We start from the raw sequence: 21,732 nt of genomic DNA on the forward strand, positions 1-21,732 counted from the left end.
ATTTGAGTAACAACACAACCTCCTTAATAAAAATTCAACCAATGTTCGTGATAATTATATTAGCTAGTATTAGCTAGAACTAAAGGCAGAGGGTTATTAGTGAGGGGTATATGGATACACAACAAGAACACATTTATAATGAGCGCATTCAAGAAATTTTTCCTTTATTTGATAAAATAAAAAAGGAAGACGACCCAATTTATAATGCTAGAGTTGATTTTAACACAGTAAAGTTTTTAACAAAACACGCCAACTGGAATTGGGACGAAGAAGAAAACAAAAATAAAGCATATGGAGTTATTCTTCAGGAATGCGACAAGACAAAGAAAGCTGGACAAGACCTTGAAAGTGAAGTTAAAGAAAGGTTGAAAGAGTATGTTGATGATGTTGCAGGAGTTTCAATATACGGTAATCACGCAAGTATTACGCTGAGAGATAACAAAAAAGAGTTTAAAATCAGCGAATTTTTAAACAGTGATTTTTGTCAGAAGAAAGGAATTTCGGGATTTTCAACGTTGCATAGTGATGGAAAGAGCGGAATGCATGGTTTTGTTGCCGAAGAAGGAGGGAAAAAAATAAGACATTATGTCGTAACTGATGGTTCATATGAAATGACTTTAAAGTGGTATGCGGAGGGGAAAGAATGTGAGATCAAAATTAAGATTGATGCTAACGGTGTAGACCTTGTTAAAGGTGATGATTTTTCTCTAGAACGGTTAGAAGCAAACAGAGATGTAAAAATAGGTGGTTTATTCTTGCATGAAATAGAATTCAGGGAAAAAGGACAAGGAAAAGCGAATGAGATGAAAGAATCATCTGAAACTTTTATAGAAAGTAACAGTAGAGATATTGAACAAGAGGTCAAAAAACCTGTTCAAATGAATCTAAAAGATCAGAGCGTAATAGGTGGTCTATTCTCACATCTACCACAACAAGAAGTTGGGTTTCAGTCCACTATATCACGGTCTAATAGTGAAAATGGTTTAGGTGATAAAAGCCAGAAAGAGGATTCACAGAAAAAAAGAACTCCTCCGCCACTTCCACCTAGAACTAGTTCGCTTAAAAAAGATGTTTACGATGAACAAAAGCCTGAAAATCCAAGATTAGACAGAAATGAGCAAACACCTAATGGTCAGCAACAAAAAAGAACTCCTCCACCTCCACCACTTAGAACTACACCTAAAGAAAATGTTGTCAATGAGCAAGGGAGGAATGCCTCTGCCAAGCCTGTGAGCCAAGATGGTGGGCAAAGAGATAAACAGAGTAATCCAACACCTAATAATCAGCAAAAAGGTGCAACTTCTGATCCTTCGGACAGTTCTGCTTTCACCAAGTCTGTAAGCCAAGATAATAGGCAAAAAGATGAACGTTATGACAATCCTACATTTGGACATGCTATACCTGGAAGCCAAAAACCAGATAGAAGTGAGCAAACACCTAATGATCAGCAACAACCTAAAACCCAGCAACAAGAAGGAAATAACAAAGGCGATCTGTTACAAGACATCAGAAATTTCAAGAAAAACAACTTACGGCACATTGATGTTGATGATAGAAAAGCATCAATGGAAGGAGGCAGGAAAAATGAATCAACGTCTTCTATATTAAAAACATTAAAGGACAAAGTTCCTTACTTGCCTTATTCAAATATACATGAACATGACAGTGATAACCGTGATGCTGAGTGGGAAGAAAGTAAACAACCACTTTCTGTTCCAAAACCCAATAGCAAAAGTGACTCGGGCTATTCACCTCAAATTCATGCTCAACCTCAAGTAGATCCTAAGCAGCCAAGGAGGAGCTTAGAGAACATTGAACAAAGTCCACTTGAAAATCTTCTTAAAGAAATCAGAGATAGATCACAGCAAGATAATAGAGGGTTAAGGCAAGTTGATTCTACTGATAAACTGCCACAAGATAAAGAAGATGGGTTGCTAAAAGACAGCTCAACAGACATAAAAGCAAACGATTCAGGCTATTCATCTCCAACTCATGCCAATCATGAACAATCTCAAGTAAATCCTGGACAGTTAAAAGCGAGTCTAATGAATGTTGAACAAAGAGATGATACTCTACTTACGGAATTTACCAGTAAGTTGGATAAAGAAACTCAGAAGTTTCCACTAAAACCAGTGGATCAAAAAGGAATTAGTGAACAAACCAAAGAACATTTATTAGCAGCCGGGTTGCTAAAAGACAATTCAACAGACATAAAAACAGTGGCAGAACAAGAAAACAATGACACTAATTCAATTGTAGATAAAAATAGCGAACTATATAAATTGCTAGAAAAAGATGCAGCACAACTGAAAGCTGGAGTAATAGAAGAAGAAAGAGGAGATACTTTAACAGAACACACTGATGGTTATGATCGCAATAGAATTGCATTAGCTAACAGAAATAAAAGACCACTGGATTGGACTAAACGTATTGCTGAGTCACAACAAGAAAAAGATATTAAGAAAGGTATTTCAATATAAATTGAGGGGAAATGTTCAAATAAGTAGGAGAGATATAATTGATAGTGTTATAGAAATTGCATCTACTGTTTTCAGAAGAGATAGAGTGCTGCTAAATAGGCTATATCTATTATAACTTTACCACTAAACTTAATAACACTGCAATTATCACACACCATAATAAAAAAGTTAACCCCACACCTTAGGTTGCAAAATCCCAAAAAGCAGCCACAATGAAATAAGCAAACATTTACAAATAAAATTTAGTGCAAACAAGGGTGTTGATATCAGCTATTCTCTGCAGAATCGCAATATGGTATGACCATATGCTCTTTATCGATCTGGTTAACATAATTAGCAGAGAGTTTTGTTGTGCAAAAGATATCTACTACAGCATACTGCAATTGTTTGGAATTGCAGGACTGGGTGCTATGGTAAGGCCACTTGGCGCATTCATATTTGGTCACATTGGTGACAGGTATGGAAGGAGAATGGCATTAACGATTGCTATCTTGCTAATATCGATTCCGTCTAGTCTCGTTGCGTTTATTCCAAATTATAGCAAAATAGGTATAACTTCTACTATATTGCTTCTTGCAATCCATGTGACACAAGGGATTGCGCTTGGCGCTGAACAAGGAGGCAGTTCTGTTTATCTCATAGAGCATTTACCTAATAAGAAAAAACTAGGAATGTTTTTTGGAATAATAAGTTTTGGTCGCTCCATTGGCATCTTGCTCTCTGTGATTGCAGTAATCATCTGCAAAAAAAACACTGACTTTAACACTTGGGGTTGGAGGCTGCCGTTTACTTTTTCATTTGTTTTGGGGTTAATCAGCGCATATAGTGTATACACATTAGGAGAAACTCCAGCATATGAAGAAAATCGAAAACAAAGGAATTTATCTGATTTGCCAATAATAGAGCTTATAAAACGCTACAAGAGAGCCCTGATACTTGCTATTTTAATATCTGTACCTGTTAATGTTACTGTTGGATTTACCATATTTCTTCGAACAATTGCAAAAGAAATAGTGTCGGTTGAGACATATGTAACAACATATGTCAATGAAATTGTGCTCATTATAACCAGTATATTAATGCCAATATTTTCAATAGCGTTTGGAATGTTGGCTGACAAAGTGGGGAAAGAGCGCACTGCAATCTTATTCATAGTAATTACTACGGTATTGTGTTGTCCTATGTTATCTACTGCATACTACTATAAAAGTTATCTTATAATTATGCTGAGTGTAATGGCTCTTTCTATAATGGAGAGGGGTATAAATCCTATAGGAATAGTTGCTGCTGAACTTTTTCCTACCAATGTTAGATTTAGTGGTGTGAGCTTATCACGTAACATCTCTTATGCGTTACATGGAGGATTTACTCCTATGATATGCACTTGGTTTACTATAACATTTCCTCAAATAAACTTTGCTGCTGGGCTTTATATAGTCTTCTGCTTATTGATCAGTGTGGTAGCAATATTGCAAATAAAGCCACAAGATAAAAAATTTGATTGGTCTTAGTTTTCTCTTATGTGATTTGATAGACCGGGAAAGGGTGTCATATCTCCTGTACTTGCGAATATGACCCTTGATGGTCTTGAAGATGTTATCTCTAAACACTTCGGAAAGAAGGGATCTGAAAAGCGCAAGAAATATGGTGTGCACATTGATGCTACTGCAAAAGGTAGACAAGAAGGCATCCAAATCGGACATGAAAAAGGCAGAGAAGAGGGCGAAAAACAGGCTAAAATAGCAGTTGCTAAGGAAATGCTTGCTGATAAAATGGATATTAATACTATTGCCAAATTTACTGGATTGCCAGTCAGTGAAATTGAAAAGCTTCAAAAATAAAACACTATTCATGATCTGAGACCTTGTTTTTGCTGGTTGTTCAATTGCTGTAGTATCTGTTCAGCAGAGTGGCAAAATAAGGTAGACGAGAAAAGACAACTATAGGAACAAATGGGTGTCATTCCAGTGCTTGACACTGGAATCCAGTCCTTTTGCACAGTTCCATCAAAAACGTTGTAGAGCGCTTTCGTGTTTACCAACTTAGTGCCCAATCTGGATCCCAGTGTCAAGCACTGGTGTCCGTTCAGCAGAGCGGCAAAATAAGGTAGACAAAGCAAGATAATAAAGATAATCATAGGGTAAATATGAGGTAGTATGGTAAACCTTTTAGAACTCTGCAAAAATTTACAGCAAAAAATAGAAAAGTTAGAAGCAAAAATAGAAAGATTGGAAAGAGAGAATGAAAGTTTAAAAGCAGAGAATGAGGCTTTAAAGATAGAGAACGCTGAATTAAAGGAAAGGCTAGGTTTAAATTCAAAAAACTCATCAATTCCCAGTTCAAAAGAATTATACAAAATGAAAAAGGAAAAGCCAAAAAGCGAAAGAAAGATTGGTGGTCAAGTTGGGCATAAGGGTAATTATCGTGCTAAAATGGAAGCAGATGAGGTGATAAAGATAGAGTTGTCACCTACTTGCGAATGCGGAGGGAAGATTGCAATATGCGAAAAACCTTATATTCATCAGAAAGTAGATCTTCCGGAGATTAAGGCTTATGTAATAGTTGGAACATGGCCGTTGTCAGAGATGCGGAAAAAGAAGGAGTAGCAAGTTACCAGAGGGTGTTACGCCAGATACATTTGGCCCAAGGGTTAAGTCAGTAGTTGCAGCACTCAGTGGGTTTTATAAAAATTCAAAGCGCGAAGTAGCTAGCATCATAAATGATATCTTCAATTTGAACATAAGCGTCGGTAGCATATCAAATCTTACTATTACCCACAAATATAGATGTACTTATGAATAAAGTATTACAATATTAGAGTTTGCAAATATTGATGGTATAAAAATGGCAAACGAGAGTAATGAGTGGGCTAAAAATGAATTTGGAGATGCTTCACTTGGAGATAAAAGATTGACCGAAAGATTAGTGAATATTGCTAATAGTGTGATAGGTTCACCTGAAAGCTCAATTAATGAGGCATGCGGAAGTTGGTCAGAAGCAAAAGCTGCATATCGTTTTTTTCAAAATGAGAACGTAAAAGAAGTTGATATTCTAGCTTCACACATTGATAAAACAGTTGAAAGAACAAAAGCTCATAAAAGAGTCCTTGTAATTCAAGATACAACTTATATTTCATACTCAAGTCATAAAAAAACAAGCGGATTGGGAAGTATTGCTGGGAAAGGAGGTAAAGGTACAGTAATGCATACAGCCCTTGCTGTTATACCAACCCTCATAAATAACTAGACAAATAATTCACAGAGCAAATGGTTTTGATCGAACTTTCCGTAATATCTCGAATAAATTCAGATACAGCATTTTCAAGTAATTTAATAGAGTCATACATCTTGTTCTTTATTATATTTTCCTTTAAATGTTGCCAAAATCTTTCCACAGGATTGAGCTCAGGCGAGTACGGCGGCAAATAAATTATGGTGATATTTTCAGGAGTTTTTAAACCTTTAGACCTATGCCAACTTGCGCAATCCATGATAAGAAAAGCTTCTCTAGTCCCCAAATCTTTCGACATCTGCTCCAAAAATATGTTCATGCAATCTGTGTTTACATGTGGAGCAAGTAGGCTAATATCCTCTCCATTCCTGGGATTTACAGCGCTGTAAAGATAGAAGTTTTCTCTTCCGATTTTTACTTTAACTTGTGTTCTTGAGCCCTTTTTAAACCATCCATGTCCAACTTTTGAGTGCGTTCCAAATCTCGATTCATCGAAAAAAAACCTCCTTTTTCCGGTTCTTTTCCACAATTTCATTGAGATTTTTTTTGAACTCCTCTTGTTTGTTTTTGTCTTGTTTATAATGTGCTGGACGAGGTGTGATATATGTAAATCCTAGCTTCTTCATAAGCCTTCTCGCCGTTGACTCACTTACTTTGATAGCTAACATTCCTTCAACTATACCTTGCAATTTTTTAGCAGTCAGATTTGCCCCATCTTCTTCTATTACCTCTCTTATTTTTTCCTTCTTCTCCTCGTTCAGTTTTGGTTTAGGTCCTCGCCCTGGCTGTATTGCAAACCCAATAACACCTTTTTCTTTAAATCTTGCAATCCATTTCATTAATGTCGTTCTCGTAATTCTATATATTTTAGCAACTTTTGAGATACCATACTCCTTTGCTGATATTATTGCTTGTAACCTTCTTCCTATCTCTCCTCTTATTCCATATTTTTTTAATTCTAACTTGCATTGATTATATAGTTCTTCTCCTATTGCTTTACTTTTTCCTGCCATAAACTACATATTTATTCTTTCTAGCCTCAATTATTTGTAGTTTTTACTATTTGTCTATCTATTAGTGGAGATTGGTATCACTACTTTCTTCTTGTCCTTTACAAAATCTTATACTTGTCGGCAATTGATCCTTTAATCCTACACTCACTTTAACTTGACTATCGTTACTTTTACCGCCTATTTTCAGCCCATCTTTTATGAGATATCCCGATAAATTTATGATCGTCGAATCAAACTTATGTAAGTTATTTGATGTTTTTTGGGGTAATAGCTTTTTAATCTTGCTCATCAAATCAATATATACTCCCTTAAAATATTCTGGATTTATAACTTTTAACCTTTTTGACAAACCACTGTATGTTACTGTACTTTTATCGCTATTCTTATCCATTATACACCTGTTTATTACCATTTCTAGCGCTCTTAGGCTTGTTTTTTGCCCCATTAATATTAACTTCATTAGACCTTTAAATATAATCTTGCCCAACAATTTAGTATTACATTTATCTACTTCACTTAATTTTCCTAGCCTTTCTAAATCCTCATCTTTTATTAAATTTAGTACTCTTTCTATTTGATCCATTATTGCCTCCATTTTCTTGCAATAATAGTTCTTTATGTCTTTTTTGTGTTACTTTCAACACTTATGCACCAGCCCCTCACAACCCCAGTTGCGGATTAATCAATATAGTAAAATCTAGAAATACAGGGCTTTTTAGGCTTCATGGAATATGAAACTAATGTGGAAAAGACGTGCACCAAGAAATTTATTGGAGACCTGTGCCTTGAATGCTCAAGCTCAAGTCTGTCTTTTAGGTAGCCAAAAACTGTTTCAATAATCGACCTTTTTCTTAAAAAAATCTTTTCTTCAAGTAGCATTAATGTGTTTTTCATACCTTTTTTTACTTTGGTAACGAGTTTTAGTCCTCTATCGAAGAGTTTTGCAAAGAGCTCTTTCTTTATATAGCCCTTATCACCAAACAAAAGACCAGTCAGTTTTTCAGTTAATTTTGGTACTGGTTTTCTGTCGTCAACGTTACCTTTAGTAAGTGTAACTCCTTGAATTTCACCTTTTTCATTAATTACCATATGCAATTTAAAACCAAAAAACCAGCCATATGTAGTCTTTCCAAGCTTTGCCAATCCTTTGAAAACTTTGTTTCTTGAGATTCTTTTTGGATGGCAAACAGCGATAGATGTTGCATCTATGTACGAAATCCCTGTCATTTTCGACTGCTCACATAGCCATTGCAAAAGTAATGCTAAATACCATAAAACCCTCGGTTTTAGCCTAATAAATCTACTATATGTTGGCAAATTTTGAAACTCAGATCCATATAGTGCTTTCAAATAATATGTATAGAAAGATTTAAAGTCCTCACATCTAGATTGTTGATAAAGTAAAATTATAGTAAGAATTTCAGAATGCGTAATCTCTGGCGTTCTGGTAGGTTTTTTACTGTTTGGCAGGAGTTTTTCTGCGAAATTTTTGTTTATAGCCTTGCAAAAATCGTCTACAAAGCAAAATAATTCTGTTACATTTTTATTCATGGGTAACCTCTCTACTTTTTGATAATATGTTTCCGGAGTTTACCCTATTTCCCTATCTTTTTCACTGACTTCTAATCCGCAACTGGGGTTCACAGAACTGTGCATGAACCTCTCGATTCACACAGCTCCCATTATTCAGTCCTTTGATTCCCATACTAGACTCCAGTGGTAGAAAGTATTCGGATTTCCTTTTCTCATTTTTCCTAGAAGTTTCCTCGCTAGTCTTTTTCCAATCTGATATTTCCTTTTTACCCACTTTTCTAGGTGCCTCTCTACATTATTAAGCAGTTTATACATCTCCGTTTGGTAAAACCTGCCATAATACTGATACCAGCCTCTGACTATTGGATTTACTTCCTTTGATATTTCCTCTAACTTTTTTCCTGTAAATTGGTATATTTTCCACGACCTTATGGTTTGAGTGATCTTTTTCTTGGCCTTATTGCTAATCGCAGGTAGAAATCCAACGAAATATTTCCCTATTTTACTCTTTGCTTCTCTAGGTCTAAAAGTGTACCCTAGAAAATCAAAACTTTGTTTAGGAAATGCATTCTTACTGTTGCTATTCTTACAATATACTACCTGTGTCTTTTCAGAATGCAACCTCAGTTTAAACTCAGCCAATCTTTCTTCGATCATTACTTTCATAAATTCTGCCTGCCTGAGAGTTTTACAGTGTACTATCGCATCATCTACATACCTCTCAAATGGTATTGTCGGGTACTTCTCTCTCATCCATTCATCAAATACATGATGCATAAATATGTTAGAAATGATTGGGCTTACAGAACCTCCCTGCGGAACTCCTTTATCCCTAACTACCCTACTACCGTCTGCTTGCTGAATTGGAGCTTTCATCCATCTTTCAGCATACAGTATGATCCATTTGCAGTCTGTGTACTTTTTGATAGCTTGCAATGCCAACTCGTGGTCCAGATTGTCGAAAAATCCTGATATATCAAGATCTATCACCCAATTGTACCTCCAGCATCTTTTGCGTGCTGTATCTACCGCATCCAGTGCTGATTTGTTTGGTCTATAACCATATGAATCCTCATGGAATTTTGTTTCTACTAGCGGCTCCAAATACATAGCAGCAGCCGTTTGCCCTATCCTATCAAATACTGAAGGAACACCTAAAATTCTTTTTCCTCCTCCAGTACCTTTCGGTATTGCTACAGCTTTTAACCCCAGTTGCGGATTAATCAATATAGTAAAATCTAGAAATACAGGGCTTTTTAGGCTTCATGGAATATGAAACTAATGTGGAAAAGACGTGCACCAAGAAATTTATTGGAGACCTGTGCCTTGAATGCTCAAGCTCAAGTCTGTCTTTTAGGTAGCCAAAAACTGTTTCAATAATCGACCTTTTTCTTAAAAAAATCTTTTCTTCAAGTAGCATTAATGTGTTTTTCATACCTTTTTTTACTTTGGTAACGAGTTTTAGTCCTCTATCGAAGAGTTTTGCAAAGAGCTCTTTCTTTATATAGCCCTTATCACCAAACAAAAGACCAGTCAGTTTTTCAGTTAATTTTGGTACTGGTTTTCTGTCGTCAACGTTACCTTTAGTAAGTGTAACTCCTTGAATTTCACCTTTTTCATTAATTACCATATGCAATTTAAAACCAAAAAACCAGCCATATGTAGTCTTTCCAAGCTTTGCCAATCCTTTGAAAACTTTGTTTCTTGAGATTCTTTTTGGATGGCAAACAGCGATAGATGTTGCATCTATGTACGAAATCCCTGTCATTTTCGACTGCTCACATAGCCATTGCAAAAGTAATGCTAAATACCATAAAACCCTCGGTTTTAGCCTAATAAATCTACTATATGTTGGCAAATTTTGAAACTCAGATCCATATAGTGCTTTCAAATAATATGTATAGAAAGATTTAAAGTCCTCACATCTAGATTGTTGATAAAGTAAAATTATAGTAAGAATTTCAGAATGCGTAATCTCTGGCGTTCTGGTAGGTTTTTTACTGTTTGGCAGGAGTTTTTCTGCGAAATTTTTGTTTATAGCCTTGCAAAAATCGTCTACAAAGCAAAATAATTCTGTTACATTTTTATTCATGGGTAACCTCTCTACTTTTTGATAATATGTTTCCGGAGTTTACCCTATTTCCCTATCTTTTTCACTGACTTCTAATCCGCAACTGGGGTCTTTTACAGGCTCTGGAAAATAACTTCCAGATGACATCCGATTCCATAGTTTGTAGAGATTATCTTTTAGATTTTCCTCAAACTTTGCTATCGAAACCTCATCCACACCAGCAGCTCCTTTATTCTTCGATACTTGTTTATAATACCAATCTCCACTAATAGATAGACAAATAGTAAAAACTACAAATAATTGAGGCTAGAAAGAATAAATATGTAGTTTATGGCAGGAAAAAGTAAAGCAATAGGAGAAGAACTATATAATCAATGCAAGTTAGAATTAAAAAAATATGGAATAAGAGGAGAGATAGGAAGAAGGTTACAAGCAATAATATCAGCAAAGGAGTATGGTATCTCAAAAGTTGCTAAAATATATAGAATTACGAGAACGACATTAATGAAATGGATTGCAAGATTTAAAGAAAAAGGTGTTATTGGGTTTGCAATACAGCCAGGGCGAGGACCTAAACCAAAACTGAACGAGGAGAAGAAGGAAAAAATAAGAGAGGTAATAGAAGAAGATGGGGCAAATCTGACTGCTAAAAAATTGCAAGGTATAGTTGAAGGAATGTTAGCTATCAAAGTAAGTGAGTCAACGGCGAGAAGGCTTATGAAGAAGCTAGGATTTACATATATCACACCTCGTCCAGCACATTATAAACAAGACAAAAACAAACAAGAGGAGTTCAAAAAAAATCTCAATGAAATTGTGGAAAAGAACCGGAAAAAGGAGGTTTTTTTTCGATGAATCGAGATTTGGAACGCACTCAAAAGTTGGACATGGATGGTTTAAAAAGGGCTCAAGAACACAAGTTAAAGTAAAAATCGGAAGAGAAAACTTCTATCTTTACAGCGCTGTAAATCCCAGGAATGGAGAGGATATTAGCCTACTTGCTCCACATGTAAACACAGATTGCATGAACATATTTTTGGAGCAGATGTCGAAAGATTTGGGGACTAGAGAAGCTTTTCTTATCATGGATTGCGCAAGTTGGCATAGGTCTAAAGGTTTAAAAACTCCTGAAAATATCACCATAATTTATTTGCCGCCGTACTCGCCTGAGCTCAATCCTGTGGAAAGATTTTGGCAACATTTAAAGGAAAATATAATAAAGAACAAGATGTATGACTCTATTAAATTACTTGAAAATGCTGTATCTGAATTTATTCGAGATATTACGGAAAGTTCGATCAAAACCATTTGCTCTGTGAATTATTTGTCTAGTTATTTATGAGGGTTGGTATAAGCAAGCGAGGAGGAGTTTCTCTTGAGATATACGTAAGGAAAGAGTTGCAGAGGCGATTAAAACTGCTTTTTAACAGGTTTAAAGACAGAATGATCAGAATTGGTGTTGACACGGAAAAGGACTTTTTCTTGATCGCGCGGCGGCATGTTTCTTTTCTTTTCAACAAGAAGTATGTTCGCAATAGGAAGGGGATAATGCGGGAGGTACGTCATATACTGTCTTGTATTAGAGAAAATCCATTTGATGTTCTAAAGGATTACGACAGGCTGTGCGAGTCTGATCCACCACCTTAGCCTATAAAAAAGAGTAAAAATACTAACGTTTCACCTAAAAGTGGTCCTCTTATTGCTTAATTGAAAAAAAACTCAATAAAAACTTGGTAACTATACAAGTTTTTACATAAATGGTTTTGTATTTACCATAAATAACTATAAAAAAATCCTTTTATTTTTTCTAAATTTAAAAAGTTATCTACAATACTATATATAAAAGTATATAATATAGTTTTTACAGTATATTCTTATTATAAAAGTCGAAAGTGCCCCCTATTTTAGTTGTAAAAGAAGAAAGAGTTATATGTGAGTTATTCACAATTTAAATATCTTCTTATTGCTTCTACTATGATAGCAGTGCTACTAGTTTTGGTTTCAAATGCTATTTTTCTTAGCTCCTGATGCAAATCAAGAGGCAACCTTACCGTCAGTCGATGCATTTGCTCCATTTTCTTAATGAAAGCATTTGCCCATTGATCATCCCTTGTACAACCTACCGCAGAGTTACTAGGTGTTTCATCCAATCTACTTTCTGAAACCTTGGGAATCCGTTTATTGGACATTTAAAACCTCTTTGTAAACAGACTCCATTTCCTCAATTGCTTTTGTATCAGCTGGTTTATATTCAATAATTGCCATACCTTTGCCAGAGGCACGTCGAACTGCAACTCGTTCACTTAAGAAATTATCGCACCTCGTTAGGTTATCAAAATCACTTAAGAAATCATCACAGTCCTCAATTTCCTTTTTAGCTGTAACTGGATTAGTACTTACTCTATTAAGTAAGACTTTTGCGCTCAGATTCCCCGAAACACTAGCAACTAAATTGCTAAGAGTTTCAAATGTCCACATATCAAATTCAGAAGGAATAATAGGAAATATAGCTAGATCAGCTAATGATAAAGCAGCTCTTAATGCTTCATTATCAGCACCACCTGCGTCAACAACAATATCTTGATATTTTGACTGTAAAGCACGTAATTCATTTCTAATTACTGTACCAACATTAATCGTTCGTTTGTCTAGAACCTTTTGACTACTGCCAACTCTCGGTAGATCGTCATTCTCATCTCGACGAGAGGCCCACAGAGTAGCTGTTCTTTGTGGATCAATATCATAGAGAAGAACATCCACTTTTTTAATAACACGCATCGTTGTTATATTTGTAGCTATAGTTGTCTTACCACAACCACCTTTCTGACCACCAACAACTATCAACATAGAAAACCTTCGAACTTTAACCTCACTATGATGTCAATGTGTCAGTATGTCAATGTGTCAGTATGTCAGTATGTCAGTATGTCACAAATAAGAGAAGAGGCTTATTCATCTAATTATCAACAAAATTGTGAATAACTAAGTATCACAAACACTCAAACAAGAAAAAGGTGCTCGTGCTCGAACGGAAACGGCATTTACAGCGTCATTCTTCAATACTGCAGGATTATACATATCTTCAGGACAAGCTATTCCTAGACGGTTTCTTTCACACCACCATATGATAAATTCACACCCAACATCAACTATATCATCCGTGCGCTGATTTTCAGCTTCAGTATGTATCTTTTCAAACTCATCAAACATCACATAATGAAAATCTCGATCTTCTCTCTCAAGAAATATATGCCCCTGTCCCACAAATTGATCACAAGAATGAAATACCTCATTCTTTGATTTTGCTCTTGTCGATCCATGAATTGTTGTATTTTGTAATAGCCTGTGTAAATCAGCTATAACTTTAAAACCTATACCATGTTTTTCCACTACCACAGCATGTAATCTCTGTTCGTACTTTCTCAAAAATTTATGAATATCCAATTCAATCGTAGCTGGGTCTAACTTTTCTGCCAGTAAATCCACCCATACTCCACACCGTTTTGGCTCATATGTAAAATCACTCTTCATAAAAAACGGCTGAAATACTCCCACCGCCGTTCTATCGAGTGTTTTAGTTGAACCACTGTTTAGATCTATAAATGCTACCAAATCTTTATCGCCAATTGTCTTATAAGCAAAATCAATCTTCTTAAAACCCCAGTTGCGGATTAATCAATATAGTAAAATCTAGAAATACAGGGCTTTTTAGGCTTCATGGAATATGAAACTAATGTGGAAAAGACGTGCACCAAGAAATTTATTGGAGACCTGTGCCTTGAATGCTCAAGCTCAAGTCTGTCTTTTAGGTAGCCAAAAACTGTTTCAATAATCGACCTTTTTCTTAAAAAAATCTTTTCTTCAAGTAGCATTAATGTGTTTTTCATACCTTTTTTTACTTTGGTAACGAGTTTTAGTCCTCTATCGAAGAGTTTTGCAAAGAGCTCTTTCTTTATATAGCCCTTATCACCAAACAAAAGACCAGTCAGTTTTTCAGTTAATTTTGGTACTGGTTTTCTGTCGTCAACGTTACCTTTAGTAAGTGTAACTCCTTGAATTTCACCTTTTTCATTAATTACCATATGCAATTTAAAACCAAAAAACCAGCCATATGTAGTCTTTCCAAGCTTTGCCAATCCTTTGAAAACTTTGTTTCTTGAGATTCTTTTTGGATGGCAAACAGCGATAGATGTTGCATCTATGTACGAAATCCCTGTCATTTTCGACTGCTCACATAGCCATTGCAAAAGTAATGCTAAATACCATAAAACCCTCGGTTTTAGCCTAATAAATCTACTATATGTTGGCAAATTTTGAAACTCAGATCCATATAGTGCTTTCAAATAATATGTATAGAAAGATTTAAAGTCCTCACATCTAGATTGTTGATAAAGTAAAATTATAGTAAGAATTTCAGAATGCGTAATCTCTGGCGTTCTGGTAGGTTTTTTACTGTTTGGCAGGAGTTTTTCTGCGAAATTTTTGTTTATAGCCTTGCAAAAATCGTCTACAAAGCAAAATAATTCTGTTACATTTTTATTCATGGGTAACCTCTCTACTTTTTGATAATATGTTTCCGGAGTTTACCCTATTTCCCTATCTTTTTCACTGACTTCTAATCCGCAACTGGGGTTCTTAAAGTCTTCCTGACGAAATATTCGCCATTTTGGCTCTGGAGGATCTTGCATATATTGCGACTGATAAACATAAGGCTCTGCTTTTTCCTTAATCCTTAGCTCCTCCATCGGCAGTCTGTTTTCATCAATGCTGGTGCCATCTTCTAGCACTGCTGGAATGATGATCTTTTCAAACTGTCGCTCTGACTTTTTATCCAAATAACCAAAGATGTCGTAAACACTAATTCTCTGTCCAATCACTAAAAATGGTGTGTCAGCAGTGTTGCGCCTTGAAGTTATGCATTGCTCAAACTTCTGACAGGCACTGATTAGTGACACTCGACTGTAAGCGCAGCTTGCATCGTGTAGATCATCAAGGATGATGCAGCCACCATACTTTCGACCTTCATCAAAATCAAGTGAGCTGTCCCCAGCTCCAGTACCTGTTACATGCCCTGATATTGAAAAGCCATTAACAAAACCTCCTTCTTTCGTTCTTATTACTCTTGTACTTCTGCGCCCAACTATTCTCACGTTGGGAAAAACTTGCCGATAAAATGGAGACTCAAGGACAATGTGCAGTTCATTCATCTTCTCACGCATTAAATCCCTTTGATGAGTAATGTACATAAATTTTGCCCTAGGATTGTTGCCAAGGGCAAAAGCTACATGAAAAACAAAGCCGAGCGTTGTTTTAGCGCAACGTGGCGGTATGTTCCACCACTGGCTATGTGCTTTTTCAAACACCAACCGATTAACACTGCTAAAGAGCAGCCACAGATAGTTTTTGCTACCATTCTCTCTCTTTAAATTGAGTCTAATGTTAAATACTCGTAGCATGCCTTGAAACGCAAAGAAACCAAAGTCTTTGCGGCATAAAACAATATCCTCTTGAGATAGCATTTTTCATCCTTTAAATTAATTTTAGCATACACTAATTTATTGAAAAATTCAGAAAAATGTTGTATAATTGTTACAGTAGTAGACTTTGGTAAAACTTATGGCAAATTCAGGCGTTAATATTAGTGAAAAAGTTTTAAAAGATCTTGCTCGTCTAGCTAAAGTAAAAAACCAATCAGTTCAAGAGCTAGCAGAGCAGTTTATACAAGAAGCAATTGAAAATGAAGAAGATATGGCGATAGCCAAACTCGCTGTTCAACGCGACACTCGAAATGCAAAATTCATTAGGCATGAAGACATCAACTGGTGATAATTACTTAATCTGTTATGAGGAAAATGTAGTTCATAAAGATATTCCAAACCTTCCTAAGACAATATGGGCAAGGATAAAAGAAATCGTAAAAGAGCGCCTTACACTTTCTCCTGAGAAGGCAGGGGATCCCTTGCTTGGTGAATTCAAAGGACACCGTAGAATACGAACAGGTGATTACCGCTTGATCTATCGAGTAATTAAATCAGAACGTATAGTAATAATTACTGCAATAGAGCATAGAGAATACATTTACGGAGATTAAAACATTCTATAAACATTAATATATTTTTATACACCACTCCTTCCTTTCTGAGTTAACTTCTCTACTACTAAAAAACTATTAAAAACAATCCAAGATAAATTAGACCCTCTATCCATGGACCGAAACCAAAAAACAAACCCAACACACAAGCCCAGAATATAAACATAAATCCGATATAAGTCCCTTCTGAAATCATTTTATCTCATATAATATTAATATTATACTATACATAGTATAAAAAATCAAGCTAAAGTCCTACCTACAGCTCCACCAAGTCCTCCTAGCATTTGATTCATAGCTACCCAACGATCATTTAAAGATTTTCCGTAAGAAGTATAACCACCACCTAGATTTTGACCAATTTGCCCGCCAAGCCCATGGGCGCCAATAAGACTTTGCAATCCACCTAAAGATGAACTGATAAAGTCGTTTAAACCCTTAGAGGCAAGCTCAGAGTTTAAACTTGCAACTTTAGACAGACCATAACTTGATCGATCAAGTCCGCTGGCACGTAAGTTGTTACCCAGCGCGGTATTCATTTGATTGCTGATGAACTGCTGATAAGGACCTTCTTTGTATTGCGATGCTATTTGATTGATAAATCCTCCGGGACCACCTTTCCCGAGGCCTCCAAGACTATCCATGAATTTATTATACCGACCATATAACTCTTTTTGTACTCCGATATTATTTTCAAATTGGCGATTAGCTTTAGAACTACCAAAAAGCCAATCAAATAAATCTCCAAACATTATTCCTCCCTTTTTATACCAGCAAAGAGTCCTGCTATGCCATCTGTCATATGGTCGTTCATCCCAGAAACACCAAGCATTTTCTTAATACGATCTTTCACAATTTCTTTACGTGCTGTACCAAAACATCTCTTTTTCAATGAACCACCAAAATAGCGTTTAACTTCACCCCTCCAGTGCAAACAAAATAACCCTTCTACCACCATTTGTAGCTTTTTATAATATGACATGTGGCTACCACGAATATATCTTTGCTTGAAAAAATACTGATTATCTTCTAGCAGTACTAAATCCATTTCTTGATTTCCAAATAGTAATAAATCAATGACTCCTCGATATTCATCACTAATCCGGCGCAATGTCTCTCCACTCAGCCGCCATTTTTCAACGTTTAAAACATAGCTACCACAATAAAGTGTATTGTCCTTCACATAGGCAAGACCAATGTTCTTGCCAAGATCAATGCTTAAAACATTTTCAGGAACACCTTTAAGTTTTTTTGGACATGGAAATTTTCGTATTTTAAGCTCCATCGCTACTCTTCTCCCTCAGCATTTTTTCTTCATGAGCATTACGCATCTGCTCCCGCAAAACAGCTAACTGCTCAGCTATTAAGTCAACTTTGGCTTTCAGTTCTGCAGCTTCTTTTTTTGTTTGAATCTCAAGTAATTTAATATCCTGTTCTGTTGGCTGCTGTGCTTGCTGTGCAGCTTGTGCTTGCTGCTGCTGACCAACACTCAGCACTTTATCACGTAAAATCTTACTGCTCACTGTATCTTGATTCAGGAGCATTTCCGCTATAAGTTCGATACTTATTTGCTGATTAGCAAGACCATTCGCACCAAGGTACTGCATGACATTCAGCATCAGTTCATTATCCTTTTCACGTTGTTTTTCTAAAGATTCACTGATTTTAATTTTCACATTTGTTTGTCTACTGAAATCAACTAAAATATCTAAAGTCTCATCATCTTGTGCTAATTGATACGGCAAAAGGGAAAGCAGGACTTTCCCTACTTGACCTAGAGTAATTTGATGAGCAAAATAGTAGGAAGTGACGCTACCTTCATTTTCCCTCAACTTGTCCCGCAAAGCAGCGGCAGATGAATATTTGCTGTCCTTCACAATGCTCGTAGTGTCACTCCAAATTTGCGACAACAGACTCAAAGCTTGCTGCATTAGTATTGCGAGGTTTGGATCAGAACCAGTTGGCGGTATAACAATAGGCTGCATACCATCAACCGGCGCATATTCTAGTAACAGTTCACGAGGATCAGCAAAGCGCTGAGCCTTATCATTGCTAACACTTGCTTGTGGCATTAAATAGCGATTTTGAAAGTATTTAGCACCATAATTTATCATTGCCATACAATGATTATAGGCTTTCTGTGCATAGTGACACACAACACCAAGTGGTCTTGTTACCTCATGATTATCAATATAATGAGAACAGCCACCATGAAATACCAGTGGTAAATGTCTATGACCATACAACTCCTTAGTTTCAAGAATTTTCTCATTTGTAAAGCGATAAAAAGTTATGCCGTCATTCTTTTTTAAATACAAATCAGTAACTTCAATATAAGGAACAGTATCTTTATCTTTAAATTCCAATTCGGCAATTTGCGAATAACCCATCTTTTCTAGGCTTGTTTTATATAAGCGATGAATAATACCACAGTAACGTCCATCACCCTTATGTGGCTCATTACTGTGTGGATCAAAAAAGAAACTTTCAGTACCGTTTATTGCTCTGATTTTAAATGTCAGTTCATCATCTTCAATATCTTCATTGTTGTAACCAAAACCAATATAGAGCGCTGAATAGCCACCGATAATTGCTTCTTTAAGTGCCTTACTATATTCCACATAGTGATCTTGACTAAAGATTAAATCAGTGATAGAGCCGTGCATAAACTGCATCACCTCAGGGTCAGGGCTTTCACCATTTACCTTTAGCTCTAAGTCATACTTTTTACCACGCACAGTGTTTAAAATCTTCTCAGCCATTGCAAATGTGACGTTAAAGACTATTGGTTCTGCACCAATATTTAGCAGCTCTCGCTGTTCATTTTCAGTATATTGCTGCCCCATGATCACGAACTTATGCTGCCGCCGTGCTTGCTCGATATTTTGACTCCAATAATCAAACCAGCTACTCCTCAGTCTTGTTAGATATTCGAGCTTAGTCATCTTCTTTCACTCGTCCACGCAATGCTACTTTACCACCACTCATCGCTGCTTTTTTGAGCATTTCTAAAATGAAACCACTTTGTTCTTCGATAATCTTGCCTTGCAGAGCTGACATTAATTCTCGTGTTACTGGATCTTTAGCAGAACCAAAAGAATACTGAGCAAATAACTTAGCAATTTTGCCATCTGCAAATCCATTGAGACCTATTTCTGCTAAAGTTTTTTTCACCAATTCCGCAGATAAATTACCAAACGATCCTGTTTTGTTAACAAACTCTGCTAATTTCTCTGAAGCAACAGGTGCTATAAACTTATTTCTAATAGCATCAGCATTTTCCAGTAAAAAACCTCTAATTACTTGGTCCTTAGTAAACACTCCATTATCAATGGCAATTTTTTCCGGTAATTCACTAAATATCTCAGCTACTTTTCTAACGTTCCCTTTCTCTAAGGCACTACTTGCACCACTTAGTAGTCCCATTGTTTTACTGACATTGGCACGTAGCAGTAAAAAGCGTTCTTCTAGTTTGCTTACAATATCTCTGATCTGATTTTCTGGTACATCATACTTTTTGGCTAAATTTCGAGAAGATTCCCTGAGTCCTGATAATATATCGGCAAATTCTTTGGATGTATAATTTCCATCTTTACTAGAAAACTTCTTTGCTAAATCCTTAGCAACAATTCTTTGAAAAGGATTGCTAGTTTCCTTAGTAGTACTCTTTAAGAACTCTCCCACATCATTTACTTTAATATTTGGTACGTCTTTTATTGCAGCATCAAAACCACGACTAACTACATTACGCACCGGCTCTCTGCCCTGTTTAAACAGACCTGTTACTGCTTTTCCACCTTTAGCTACCACATTACCCAGTCCATGAGCTGCCAAAATCAAAGGTGCATCAAAAAGGTCAAGGGAAAAAAGCCTAGTACTTTATCCTGGTTTTTAACTAGTAAAATACATTGTAACTAACAAAAAATTGAGTCATATCTTACTACTTAAAGAAATATAAATATTAATTATTATGAAAACAAGCAAAAGAAAGAAGATACTAGCAACGATATTACACATTACATATTTGTTTCTACAGAAGATCATAAATACTTAGTTAAAGGAGGTATAGGTACGTATTTAGGAAACTTAACTGAAAATTTGCAACATACTGTACCAAATTCAACAAAAATTATTTGGATCACTCAATCGCCTACTGAACAAAATTTCGTTGAAACACAGGATAATTTAGAAATACGTTACATAAGTAGAATTAAGGCTAAAAAAGAGTTAAATATTGTAGATTTCAGTTATATAATTGAAAAAGAAGTGATGAAATTAGTAAATAAAATTAAGTATAGACTTCCAAAGTATATTGTTGCTATAGAAGCTCCCGAATGGGAGGGGTTATTATCGAATTATTATAGGGCTGAAAGTGATAAGAACATATTAAAAATTACCAGGATACATACACCCCTTGCAGTAACAGCAGAATTAAATGACTTAAAACTTGATGAAATAAAAACGTTACAGATGCAAAAAGAACATAAACAAATGCTAAATAGTAATATCCTTTCTGCACCTACAAATTACATTTATAATTTAACTCAAGAAAAAGTCCTTAAAAATCAAGGGTTAGGAATTCCTCACATTATTGTACCAAATCCAATTGATGTAAATCATTTTTCTAAAATAAATAATACTAGAGCAGAAGCTGTTGATTTATTTAAAAAATATACTAAATGTCCAATCAATCCTGATGATTTTAATATATTTATTGTAGGGAGTGTAGAAAAAAGAAAAGGGGTTGAGATATTCATTGAGACAATACCCTTAATAATAAATCAAATACCTAATGCTCATTTTTATTTCATTGGACACTGTAAGGAGAATAGCAGTAGTTTAACAGCTAATAATAAATTTTCTGCCGAAGGGCTGCTATCAAGATTTGATGATAAGACAAAGCATCACGTTCATATAGCTGGTTACATAAATCACGATTTAATGCCAAAAATTATGCAGGCAGGGGATCTTTTCCTTATATGTTATTTAGGTGATAATTTTCCTGGTGTATTAATCGAGGTAGGGTTGTCGAAACGTCCTGTCATTGCTTTATTAAAAGGAGGGATTCCCGAAATGGTGAGAGATTCAGGCAAGAATACTTTATGTTTAACCATTAACGGAAATACTATTAATGAAATTGCAAAAGAATGTGTTTCAAAAATATTAGAATTTTATAAAGCCAAAGAAGCATTAAATTTAACTGAACATTTTTATCAACATCTTTTAAAAGAATTTTCGGGTACAAAGATTATTTCAACTTTAAAAGCTTTTTATAAAAGCAGAATTGATTCAAACTTATCCTTAGCAAAATAG

Annotated in this window: 23 protein-coding genes and 2 pseudogenes; 10 read left to right on the top strand and 15 right to left on the bottom strand. The window is 35.6% G+C overall.

From position 1 onward, the window contains the following. Window positions 1–110: 110 nt before the first annotated feature. The 5 genes and pseudogenes from NBW37_RS01900 to NBW37_RS01920 form a co-directional block, all read left to right on the top strand. On the top strand, window positions 111–2,480 hold the full coding sequence (locus NBW37_RS01900) for a hypothetical protein (RefSeq protein WP_250296692.1): 2,370 nt from the start codon (window positions 111–113) through the stop codon (window positions 2,478–2,480). A 245-nt stretch (window positions 2,481–2,725) separates the two neighbouring features. Beyond that, the gene (locus NBW37_RS01905; protein ID WP_256466273.1) at window positions 2,726–3,991 is read left to right on the top strand and encodes an MFS transporter; all 1,266 of its coding nucleotides are present in this window, start codon (window positions 2,726–2,728) and stop codon (window positions 3,989–3,991) included. Between the two features lie 60 nt (window positions 3,992–4,051). Next, entirely contained in the window at window positions 4,052–4,321 is a 270-nt protein-coding gene (locus NBW37_RS01910) for a hypothetical protein (protein ID WP_250296694.1), read from the top strand. Between the two features lie 315 nt (window positions 4,322–4,636). Next, window positions 4,637–5,243 (top strand): annotated as a pseudogene (locus NBW37_RS01915) (DUF6444 domain-containing protein); the annotation flags it as partial. A gap of 81 nt (window positions 5,244–5,324) precedes the next feature. After that, window positions 5,325–5,702, top strand: a pseudogene (locus NBW37_RS01920) (IS4/Tn5 family transposase DNA-binding protein); the annotation flags it as partial. A 10-nt stretch (window positions 5,703–5,712) separates the two neighbouring features. Here NBW37_RS01920 and NBW37_RS01925 read toward each other — a convergent pair. From NBW37_RS01925 to NBW37_RS07800, 6 genes are all read right to left on the bottom strand, one after another. Beyond that, window positions 5,713–6,724 (bottom strand): IS630 family transposase gene (locus tag NBW37_RS01925; protein ID WP_250295836.1). Its coding sequence is split into 2 segments (ribosomal slippage): window positions 5,713–6,210 and window positions 6,212–6,724, totalling 1,011 coding nucleotides; the frame shifts between segments, so codons are not numbered across the junction. Window positions 6,725–6,785: 61 nt separating this feature from the next. Continuing rightward, on the bottom strand, window positions 6,786–7,319 hold the full coding sequence (locus tag NBW37_RS01930) for a hypothetical protein (RefSeq protein WP_250296695.1): 534 nt from the start codon (window positions 7,317–7,319) through the stop codon (window positions 6,786–6,788). A gap of 83 nt (window positions 7,320–7,402) precedes the next feature. Next, window positions 7,403–8,275 carry an IS982 family transposase gene (locus NBW37_RS01935; RefSeq protein ID WP_250295817.1) on the bottom strand — a complete coding sequence of 291 codons (873 nt, stop codon included), beginning with the start codon at window positions 8,273–8,275 and terminating at the stop codon, window positions 7,403–7,405. Window positions 8,276–8,410: 135 nt separating this feature from the next. Then, window positions 8,411–9,484, bottom strand: a complete 1,074-nt coding sequence (gene ltrA / locus NBW37_RS01940; RefSeq protein ID WP_250296696.1) for a group II intron reverse transcriptase/maturase — start codon at window positions 9,482–9,484, stop codon at window positions 8,411–8,413. Then, window positions 9,477–10,349 carry an IS982 family transposase gene (locus tag NBW37_RS01945; protein WP_250295817.1) on the bottom strand — a complete coding sequence of 291 codons (873 nt, stop codon included), beginning with the start codon at window positions 10,347–10,349 and terminating at the stop codon, window positions 9,477–9,479. The genes ltrA and NBW37_RS01945 overlap by 8 nt, the downstream gene beginning before the upstream one ends. Before the next feature lie 39 nt (window positions 10,350–10,388). Beyond that, entirely contained in the window at window positions 10,389–10,544 is a 156-nt protein-coding gene (locus NBW37_RS07800) for a hypothetical protein (protein ID WP_250296697.1), read from the bottom strand. 114 nt (window positions 10,545–10,658) lie between these two features. Here NBW37_RS07800 and NBW37_RS01955 point away from each other — a divergent pair. Together NBW37_RS01955 and NBW37_RS01960 are read left to right on the top strand one after the other, a co-directional pair. Further along, window positions 10,659–11,670 (top strand): IS630 family transposase gene (locus NBW37_RS01955; RefSeq protein ID WP_250295836.1). Its coding sequence is split into 2 segments (ribosomal slippage): window positions 10,659–11,171 and window positions 11,173–11,670, totalling 1,011 coding nucleotides; the frame shifts between segments, so codons are not numbered across the junction. Next, the gene (locus NBW37_RS01960; RefSeq protein ID WP_250296698.1) at window positions 11,667–11,975 is read left to right on the top strand and encodes a hypothetical protein; all 309 of its coding nucleotides are present in this window, start codon (window positions 11,667–11,669) and stop codon (window positions 11,973–11,975) included. The genes NBW37_RS01955 and NBW37_RS01960 overlap by 4 nt, the downstream gene beginning before the upstream one ends. 290 nt (window positions 11,976–12,265) lie before the next feature. On the opposite strand, the gene NBW37_RS01965 is transcribed toward NBW37_RS01960, so the two are convergent. From NBW37_RS01965 to NBW37_RS01985, 5 genes are all read right to left on the bottom strand, one after another. Next, window positions 12,266–12,517 (bottom strand): ribbon-helix-helix domain-containing protein, encoded by a 252-nt coding sequence (locus tag NBW37_RS01965; protein WP_250296699.1) that lies wholly within the window; start codon window positions 12,515–12,517, stop codon window positions 12,266–12,268. Then, window positions 12,507–13,175 (bottom strand): AAA family ATPase, encoded by a 669-nt coding sequence (locus NBW37_RS01970; RefSeq protein ID WP_250296700.1) that lies wholly within the window; start codon window positions 13,173–13,175, stop codon window positions 12,507–12,509. The genes NBW37_RS01965 and NBW37_RS01970 overlap by 11 nt, the downstream gene beginning before the upstream one ends. Window positions 13,176–13,310: 135 nt before the next feature. After that, a complete protein-coding gene (locus tag NBW37_RS01975) occupies window positions 13,311–13,940 on the bottom strand; it encodes a hypothetical protein (RefSeq protein ID WP_250296701.1) in 630 nt (209 codons plus the stop codon). 59 nt (window positions 13,941–13,999) lie between these two features. Further along, window positions 14,000–14,872 (bottom strand): IS982 family transposase, encoded by an 873-nt coding sequence (locus NBW37_RS01980; protein WP_250295817.1) that lies wholly within the window; start codon window positions 14,870–14,872, stop codon window positions 14,000–14,002. 39 nt (window positions 14,873–14,911) lie between these two features. Further along, window positions 14,912–15,847, bottom strand: coding sequence for a hypothetical protein (locus tag NBW37_RS01985; RefSeq protein ID WP_250296702.1), 936 nt, complete (start codon window positions 15,845–15,847; stop codon window positions 14,912–14,914). 97 nt (window positions 15,848–15,944) lie between these two features. On the opposite strand from NBW37_RS01985, the gene NBW37_RS01990 reads away from it, so the two are divergent. Together NBW37_RS01990 and NBW37_RS01995 are read left to right on the top strand one after the other, a co-directional pair. Beyond that, entirely contained in the window at window positions 15,945–16,154 is a 210-nt protein-coding gene (locus NBW37_RS01990) for a DUF6290 family protein (RefSeq protein ID WP_250296703.1), read from the top strand. Next, window positions 16,135–16,419, top strand: coding sequence for a type II toxin-antitoxin system RelE family toxin (locus NBW37_RS01995; RefSeq protein WP_250296704.1), 285 nt, complete (start codon window positions 16,135–16,137; stop codon window positions 16,417–16,419). The genes NBW37_RS01990 and NBW37_RS01995 overlap by 20 nt, the downstream gene beginning before the upstream one ends. Window positions 16,420–16,661: 242 nt before the next feature. Here NBW37_RS01995 and NBW37_RS02000 read toward each other — a convergent pair whose 3' ends face one another. From NBW37_RS02000 to NBW37_RS02015, 4 genes are read right to left on the bottom strand one after another with little or no spacing between them, the layout of a single operon-like run. Beyond that, entirely contained in the window at window positions 16,662–17,171 is a 510-nt protein-coding gene (locus tag NBW37_RS02000; RefSeq protein ID WP_250296705.1) for a hypothetical protein, read from the bottom strand. Further along, entirely contained in the window at window positions 17,171–17,704 is a 534-nt protein-coding gene (locus tag NBW37_RS02005) for a hypothetical protein (protein ID WP_250296706.1), read from the bottom strand. The genes NBW37_RS02000 and NBW37_RS02005 overlap by 1 nt, the downstream gene beginning before the upstream one ends. Further along, entirely contained in the window at window positions 17,694–19,364 is a 1,671-nt protein-coding gene (locus NBW37_RS02010) for a portal protein (RefSeq protein ID WP_250296707.1), read from the bottom strand. Before NBW37_RS02010 ends, NBW37_RS02005 begins: the two co-directional genes overlap by 11 nt. After that, complete coding sequence (locus NBW37_RS02015; protein ID WP_250296708.1) at window positions 19,357–20,229, bottom strand: hypothetical protein; 873 nt, start codon at window positions 20,227–20,229, stop codon at window positions 19,357–19,359. Before NBW37_RS02015 ends, NBW37_RS02010 begins: the two co-directional genes overlap by 8 nt. Window positions 20,230–20,517: 288 nt before the next feature. Between NBW37_RS02015 and NBW37_RS02020 the strand changes: the two genes are divergently transcribed. Continuing rightward, on the top strand, window positions 20,518–21,732 hold the full coding sequence (locus NBW37_RS02020) for a glycosyltransferase family 4 protein (protein WP_250296709.1): 1,215 nt from the start codon (window positions 20,518–20,520) through the stop codon (window positions 21,730–21,732).

Source organism: Wolbachia endosymbiont of Oedothorax gibbosus (assembly GCF_936270145.1).
In the GTDB taxonomy this organism is placed as follows: Bacteria; Pseudomonadota; Alphaproteobacteria; order Rickettsiales; family Anaplasmataceae; genus Wolbachia.